Raw genomic sequence first — 7,633 nt, 5'->3', positions numbered from 1 at the left:
AAGAAGAACCCCAGCCTGACGGCTGGGGTTTTTTGCTTTCTGCGCAAAAAAAATGCCCAATAAAATGGCAAATAGCGCCTAAACAGCCGTTTTCTGCGCTAACCACTGTGAAACAAACGCCGCAACTTCCTCAATATTGTTAAGATCCAGCACCGGTACCGGCAGCGCCAGCTCAACGTCGCTCGCTACCGCGATCGCATGTTCATCTATCGTTAACTCATTAATGTCATGCCCACAATCTGCGCGCCAGAGCAGGATTTTAGGCACCGGTTCATGTTTAAAGCCTTCCACAAGCACCAGATCCAGCTTAGTCGCATCCATCCTGCTGACCAGCCAGCTAAGATCCAGCTCCGTTTCATCAGGCGTTTCCGTCATTAATGCCCAGCGTTGGTTGCTGGCGACAAGCGTCTGTGCTGCGCCTGCTTTGCGTAACTCATAACTATCCTTGCCCGGCGTATCAACATCCATATCATGATGGGTATGCTTGATTAAGCCGGGACGAATGCCTCGCGCGCATAGCGCCGGAATAAGTTTTTTCAACAGTGTCGTCTTACCCGTTCCGCTCCAGGCTGCCACCGCAAGTAATGGGATCATGATTTCTCCTGCCAACGTGCGAGATCGTCAGGCGTATTCACATTGGCGAATGCCGCGCGCCGATCGCTGAAATCGATCGCATGTCCGCCAGCTTCGCGCATAAACATCATTACCCTGCGTTCACCTTGTGCCAGCCACGCTTCCAGCTGCGGTAAAAGATCCCGATGAAGCAGAGCAATCACAGGATGATCGCGTTCGCCATCATGCACCCATACTGCCGGAGCCTGGTCACGCCCTGCCAGTAAACGTGATAAGAGATCGGCCGGAATATAGGGCGTATCACAGGGGCAAAAGAGGAACCATTCGGCTTCGCACTGTTGCAAAGCAGCCAGCATACCCGCTAGCGGGCCCGGGTAATCACCTAGCGTATCCTCAATGACCGGCAGGCCGCTGAGGCGATAGGTATCAAGATTTCGATTGGCGCTGATCGCCACGCCCTTAACCTGCGGTGCTAATCGCCCGGCGACATGTTGCCAGAGCGGTTTACCGTTAAGCTCCAGCAACCCTTTGTCTTTGCCCGCCATACGCGAGGCTTTGCCGCCAGCCAGCACGACGCCGAGTACTGCACTGCTATCCTTCACCAGTAACGCCTCTTTTATTGTGGGATTGACCCTGCTAACGTGTCGGAACACAAAATAAGGAGCAGATACATGAAATGTAAACGCCTTAACGAAGTTATCGAACTTCTCCAGCCAGCGTGGCAGAAAGAGCCCGAACTCAATTTAATGCAATTTTTACAGAAACTGGCGCAAGAGTCAGGTTATGAAGGAGAACTGGCAGATTTAAGTGATGACATCCTGATCTATCACCTGAAAATGCGCGACTCGGCAAAAGACGCAGCGATCCCGGGCATTCAAAAAGATTATGAAGAGGATTTCAAAACCGCGCTACTGCGCGCCCGCGGCGTGATTAAAGAGTAAAACCTTGTAAGAGGAGCCACCGAAAACGGCCCGAAATGATATCCTGAATCATTCGTCGTATTTTCGGATCCCAGGATGACCTGTAACGCTTTTACTTTCCAGACGCTTCACCCGGATACCATCATGGATGCGCTTTTCGCGCAGGGGATCCGGGTCGATTCCGGCCTTACTCCGCTTAATAGCTACGAAAACCGTGTTTATCAGTTTCAGGACGAAGATCGCCGGCGCTATGTCGTGAAGTTCTACCGCCCGCAGCGCTGGTCCGCGGAACAGATACGCGAAGAGCATCAGTTTGCGCTAGACCTGCAAAAGAGTGATGTGCCGGTCGCTGCACCGCTCGCGTTTAATCATGAAACCTTACTCACCCATCAGGATTTTCTCTTCGCCGTTTTCCCGAGCGTCGGCGGCCGCCAGTTTGAAGCGGATAACCTCGATCAGATGGAGTGGGTTGGCCGCTACCTCGGTCGTTTGCACCAGACCGGTCGTCAAAAGCGCTTTACCCATCGTCCTGACATGGGCGTTAATGAATATTTGCGCGAGCCGCGCCAGCTTTTTGAGACCACAGCTTTGATCCCGGCAAGCTTAAAAGAGGCGTTTCTGAGCGCAGTTGATAAGCTTATCGATGCCGTTATGGCGCAGTGGCATAATCGCGCCAACGTGCTGCGTCTGCATGGGGATTGCCATGCCGGGAATATTCTCTGGCGCGATGGCCCGATGTTTGTCGATTTAGACGATGCGCGTAATGGCCCGGCGGTACAGGATTTATGGATGTTGTTGCACGGTGATAAAGCCGAGCAGCGCATGCAGCTGGAGATGATCGTCGAAGCCTACGAAGAGTTTTGTGATTTTGATACCGCGGAGCTTGCCCTGATCGAACCGCTGCGCGCCATGCGGCTGGTCTACTATCTGGCGTGGCTTATCCGTCGCTGGGACGATCCGGCGTTTCCCAAAAATTTCCCCTGGTTGAACAGCGAAGATCACTGGCGCAATCAGACGCATATTTTTCTTGAACAGGTGAAGGTTCTGCAAGAACCCCCTTTAGCATTAACCCCCATGTATTAAACGGAGAGAGTTGACCATGAAGAAGATTTGGCTGGCGCTGGCAGGAATGATTCTGGCATTTAGCGCTTCGGCAGCAGACATTACCGAAGGTAAGCAGTACAACACGCTGGATAAACCGGCCGCCGGTGAACCGCAGGTACTGGAATTCTTCTCATTCTACTGCCCGCACTGCTACGACTTTGAGCAGGTCTGGCACGTCTCTGAAGCGGTGAAAAAGAAACTGCCGCAGGGGACAAAAATGACCAAATACCACGTCGAGTTCCTGGGGCCGCTGGGCAAAGAGATGACGCAGGCCTGGGCCGTAGCCATGGCGCTTGGCGTTGAAGATAAAATCAGCTCTCCGATGTTCGAAGCGGTACAAAAAACCCAGACTGTTCAAACCGTTGCTGACATTCGTGACGTATTTATCAAAGCTGGCGTGAAGGGCGAAGAGTACGACGCTGCCTGGAACAGCTTCGTGGTGAAATCACTGGTTGCTCAGCAAGAGAAAGCCGCGGCCGATCTGCAGTTGCAGGGTGTACCGGCGATGTTCGTCAATGGGAAATACCAGATCGATCAAAACGGTATGGATAAAGACTCCCTTGATGCGTTTGTGAAAAGCTACGCTGATACGGTGAAGTTCCTGGTTGAGAAGAAGTAAACATAACGCCGGTCACTGACCGGCGTTTTTACAGGAGGCTTTGATGGCGTCTATGCGTTCATCTTTAGCGAGCCATAAACCATTCAGCCACTGCTGAAAGCTGCGCTTAAAATTCTTGTCATTAATATAATCGCCATGCAACCCTTCATGAACCGCCAGTAAATCAATACGCACCACGATACGGGTCAATTTGCCGCTGAGCATGTCGAAAAAGGGCGTGCGATCGTTTTCCGGATAGCAAAGCGTCACATCCAGCAACTTGTCGAACTGTTTACCCAGAACGTTTAACGCCATCGCGATGCCCGCCGCTTTTGGCGGCAGCAGATGCTTAAACGAAGAGCGCATCTGACGCCGTTTCTCTTCTGTAAAACGCGATCCTTCAACAAAATTCACCATCGTTGTCGGATGCAGGCGAAACTTCTCACACGAACGGCGCGTTGTCTCAACATCCTTACCCCGTCTTTCAGGATGCCGCAGGAGATAACTTCTTGAGTAGCGGCGCATGAAAGGCATATCCAGCGCCCAGCACGCCAGGCCGATAAAGGGCACCCAGGCGAGTTGTTGCTTCAGGAAGTACTTGTTCATCGGGATCTGTTTGCGGAACAGGACACACAGCACCACGATATCTGCCCAGCTGTGATGGTTACAAATCAGCAGGTACCAGTTTCTCTTATTCAACCCCTCGAGCCCCTGAATATCCCATTCCAGCCGGGGATTGAGTCGCAGCAGCCAGTAGATGCCTTCGCACCAGCAAGCCATTACCGCATTACAGAATGCAGAAATGGCCCGCCAAAAACGCGGGTTCGGAATAAGCAGTTTTAACAGGCCGGCGATAATAATCGGTACAGAGCAGACAACAGTAAGCAGTATGGTTAACAGAACGCTAAAAAAGAGCGTAATAACCGTGGGTAGTCTCGACATGATTAAATATTTCAAAAAGTTAGCAGCAAAATGCTCGCTAAAAGGTGTGCAAGGGGCCGATTTTATCAGAAAGCGGGAGCGGCAATGGGGAAACCTTATTCAGCGCTTTTGATGAATAACCAACAAGAATGCAACGCCTTTTTTCTTCTATCCACACAGAGCAGATTATCACCAAAAAGCAATAACGATCCTTTTTAACTTCTTAATGTATTGATTTTGATTGGTTTGTATATTTTTACGATCCACGAAAAGCCACAAAAATCCAGCCAATTAAAAACTGTGCACAAACTTATCCACAGGATGTTTCTGCGAGGGATCCCGACGATCGCGAAATCTTTTCCGCCATTTACCGGGAAAAACTCATGTTTTCATCCTGTCTGTGGCATCCTTTAGCGTAAATTGAAAAAACAGGCATGGATATCATGGTTCAGATCCCCGAAAACCCACTCATTCTTGTTGACGGCTCCTCTTACCTCTATCGCGCGTATCATGCGTTTCCACCTCTGACCAACAGCGTTGGGGAACCCACCGGCGCAATGTACGGCGTGTTGAATATGCTGCGCAGCCTGTTGCTGCAGTATCAGCCGACGCATGTCGCAGTGGTGTTTGATGCGAAGGGTAAGACGTTCCGTGATGAGCTGTTCGAACATTACAAATCCCACCGCCCGCCGATGCCGGACGATCTGCGCGCGCAGATTGAGCCGCTGCATGCGATGGTAAAAGCGATGGGTCTGCCGCTGCTGGCGGTGTCGGGCGTTGAAGCAGATGACGTTATTGGCACGCTGGCATGCGAAGCGGACAAAAAAGGGCGCCCGGTGCTGATCAGTACCGGCGACAAAGATATGGCGCAGCTGGTGACACCAAACGTCACGCTGATCAATACCATGTCCAACACCATTTTGGGGCCAGAAGAGGTCGTTACCAAATATGGCGTGCCGCCAGAGCTGATTATCGACTTCCTCGCGCTGATGGGCGACTCCTCCGATAACATCCCGGGCGTACCTGGCGTGGGTGAAAAAACCGCGCAGGCGCTGTTACAAGGGCTGGGTGGTCTCGACTCGCTCTATGCCGCGCCGGAGAAGATTGCCGAACTGAGCTTCCGTGGTGCGAAAACCATGGCGGCGAAGCTGGAGCAGAATAAAGAGGTCGCTTACCTCTCCTACCAGCTGGCGACCATCAAAACCGACGTTCCGCTGGAGCTGACGAGCGAACAGCTCGAAGTTCAACAGCCGGCCACCGAAGAGCTGATGGAGCTCTTTAAGCGTTACGAATTCAAGCGCTGGACGGCGGATGTCGAAGCCGGTAAATGGCTACAGGCGAGAGGAAGCAAGCCAGCGGCGAAGCCGCAGGAGACGATTGTGGTCGAAGCGGAGCCCGATATCCCGACGGCTATCCTCTCCGCTGAAAACTACGTCACCATCCTTGATGAAGAGACGCTGCAAAGCTGGATCGGCAAACTGAAAAGCGCGGCGCTGTTTGCCTTCGATACCGAAACGGACAGCCTGGATAACATCAGCGCCAATCTGGTCGGCATCTCCTTTGCTATCGAACCTGGTGTGGCAGCCTATGTGCCGGTTGCCCATGACTACCTTGATGCGCCGGATCAGATCCCGCGTGACCGCGCGCTGGAACTGCTGAAACCGCTGCTGGAAGATGAAAAGCTTCTCAAAGTGGGCCAGAACCTGAAATACGATCGCGGCGTGCTGGAAAATTATGGCATCGAGCTGCGCGGTATCGCCTTCGACACCATGCTTGAGTCCTACATCCTCAATAGCGTTGTTGGCCGTCATGATATGGACAGCCTCTCTCAGCGCTGGCTGAAGCACAAAACCGTGACCTTTGAAGAGATCGCCGGGAAAGGTAAAAACCAGCTGACCTTCAACCAGATTGCGCTGGAAGAGGCCGGGCATTATGCGGCGGAAGATGCTGACGTCACGCTGCAACTCCATCTGGCGATGTGGCCTGAGCTGCAACAGCACGCCGGCCCGCTGAATGTCTTCCAGAATATTGAAATGCCGCTGGTGCCGGTCATTTCGCGTATCGAACGCAACGGCGTCAATATCGATCCAGCGGTGCTGCACAAGCACTCTGAGGAGCTGACCCTGCGTCTGGCGGAGCTGGAGCAAAAAGCGCACGAGATCGCGGGCGAAGCGTTTAACCTCTCGTCGACCAAGCAGCTGCAAACCATTCTGTTTGAAAAACAGGGCATTAAACCGCTGAAGAAAACCCCGGGCGGCGCGCCGTCGACCTCAGAAGAGGTGCTGGAAGAGCTGGCGCTGGATTACCCGCTGCCAAAAGTTATTCTGCAATATCGCGGCCTGGCGAAGCTTAAATCGACCTACACCGATAAGCTGCCGCTGATGATCAACCCGAAAACCGGGCGCGTACATACCTCTTACCACCAGGCAGTGACCGCGACGGGGCGCTTGTCTTCTACCGATCCGAACCTGCAAAACATTCCTGTGCGTAATGACGAGGGTCGTCGTATTCGTCAGGCATTTATCGCGCCGAAAGATTACGTCATCGTCTCTGCGGACTACTCGCAGATCGAGCTGCGCATCATGGCGCACCTCTCGCGTGATAAGGGCTTGCTGAAAGCGTTTGCTGAAGGCCAGGATATCCACCGCGCAACGGCAGCAGAAGTGTTTGGCCTGCCGCTGGATAGCGTAAGCAATGAGCAGCGCCGCAGCGCGAAAGCGATCAACTTCGGCCTGATCTACGGGATGAGCGCCTTTGGCCTCTCGCGCCAGCTCAATATTCCGCGCAAAGAGTCGCAGAAGTATATGGATCTCTACTTCGAGCGCTATCCTGGCGTGCTGGAGTATATGGAGCGCACTCGTGCGCAGGCGAAAGAGAGCGGCTATGTTGAAACGCTCGATGGTCGCCGCCTCTATCTGCCGGACATCAAATCGAGTAACGCTGCCCGCCGTGCGGGTGCTGAGCGCGCGGCGATCAACGCCCCGATGCAAGGCACCGCAGCCGATATCATCAAACGCGCGATGATCGCCGTCGATGCGTGGTTACAGCAAGAGAAGCCGCGCGTGCGGATGATCATGCAGGTACACGATGAACTGGTGTTTGAAGTGCACAAAGATGATATCGAGGCGGTAACGAAGAAGATCCATGAACTGATGGAGAGCAGTACCCAACTCGATGTGCCGCTGCTGGTGGAAGTGGGAAGCGGACCAAACTGGGATCAAGCGCACTAAGCCTGCGGTCGGAAAGGGACTTTTCTGTAACTAAGCAACATAACGCGGCGTTTTTGTGACAATCATTAGAATTCCGTATGTAAAAATTGAAAAGAAATTACAAAAAGTCCTTTTTCCAGATCCAAAAAGGGAGTAGAGTTATTCGCGTAGGGTACAGAGGTAAGATGTTCTATCTTTCAGACCTTTTACTTCACGTAATCGGATTTGGCTGAATATTTAGCCGCCCCAGTCAGTAATGACTGGGGCGTTTTTTATTGCGCGAAAGAAAGCAGTCAAGCGCAGCGGAC

At 52.8% G+C, this 7,633-nt stretch carries 7 protein-coding genes; 4 read left to right on the top strand and 3 right to left on the bottom strand.

The genetic code is table 11. From position 1 onward, the window contains the following. Positions 1–78: 78 nt before the first annotated feature. Together mobB and mobA are read right to left on the bottom strand one after the other, a co-directional pair. Positions 79–594 (bottom strand): molybdopterin-guanine dinucleotide biosynthesis protein MobB, encoded by a 516-nt coding sequence (mobB, locus tag N7V53_RS21205; RefSeq protein ID WP_279794837.1) that lies wholly within the window; start codon positions 592–594, stop codon positions 79–81. Further along, on the bottom strand, positions 591–1,178 hold the full coding sequence (mobA, locus tag N7V53_RS21200; RefSeq protein ID WP_279794841.1) for a molybdenum cofactor guanylyltransferase MobA: 588 nt from the start codon (positions 1,176–1,178) through the stop codon (positions 591–593). Before mobA ends, mobB begins: the two co-directional genes overlap by 4 nt. Positions 1,179–1,244: 66 nt before the next feature. Here mobA and N7V53_RS21195 point away from each other — a divergent pair, with 66 nt between their 5' ends. The 3 genes from N7V53_RS21195 to dsbA all read left to right on the top strand — a co-directional run bounded on the left by N7V53_RS21195 (position 1,245) and on the right by dsbA (position 3,216). Beyond that, positions 1,245–1,514 carry a YihD family protein gene (locus N7V53_RS21195; protein ID WP_023479302.1) on the top strand — a complete coding sequence of 90 codons (270 nt, stop codon included), beginning with the start codon at positions 1,245–1,247 and terminating at the stop codon, positions 1,512–1,514. Between the two features lie 75 nt (positions 1,515–1,589). Beyond that, entirely contained in the window at positions 1,590–2,576 is a 987-nt protein-coding gene (locus N7V53_RS21190; protein ID WP_279794836.1) for a serine/threonine protein kinase, read from the top strand. 16 nt (positions 2,577–2,592) lie between these two features. Next, positions 2,593–3,216 carry a thiol:disulfide interchange protein DsbA gene (gene dsbA / locus N7V53_RS21185; protein ID WP_279794834.1) on the top strand — a complete coding sequence of 208 codons (624 nt, stop codon included), beginning with the start codon at positions 2,593–2,595 and terminating at the stop codon, positions 3,214–3,216. 12 nt (positions 3,217–3,228) lie between these two features. Here the strand turns inward: dsbA and N7V53_RS21180 are convergent, their stop codons facing one another. Beyond that, positions 3,229–4,137, bottom strand: coding sequence for an acyltransferase (locus N7V53_RS21180; protein ID WP_279794832.1), 909 nt, complete (start codon positions 4,135–4,137; stop codon positions 3,229–3,231). Positions 4,138–4,559: 422 nt separating this feature from the next. On the opposite strand from N7V53_RS21180, the gene polA reads away from it, so the two are divergent. Beyond that, positions 4,560–7,346, top strand: coding sequence for a DNA polymerase I (polA, locus tag N7V53_RS21175; RefSeq protein WP_279794830.1), 2,787 nt, complete (start codon positions 4,560–4,562; stop codon positions 7,344–7,346). Positions 7,347–7,633: the final 287 nt, after the last annotated feature.

This window comes from Kosakonia sp. HypNH10, assembly GCF_029850615.1.
Lineage (GTDB): Bacteria > Pseudomonadota > Gammaproteobacteria > Enterobacterales > Enterobacteriaceae > Kosakonia > Kosakonia cowanii.
Note: the sequence above shows the minus strand (reverse complement) of the source record. Positions and strands in the feature narration are given on the sequence as shown.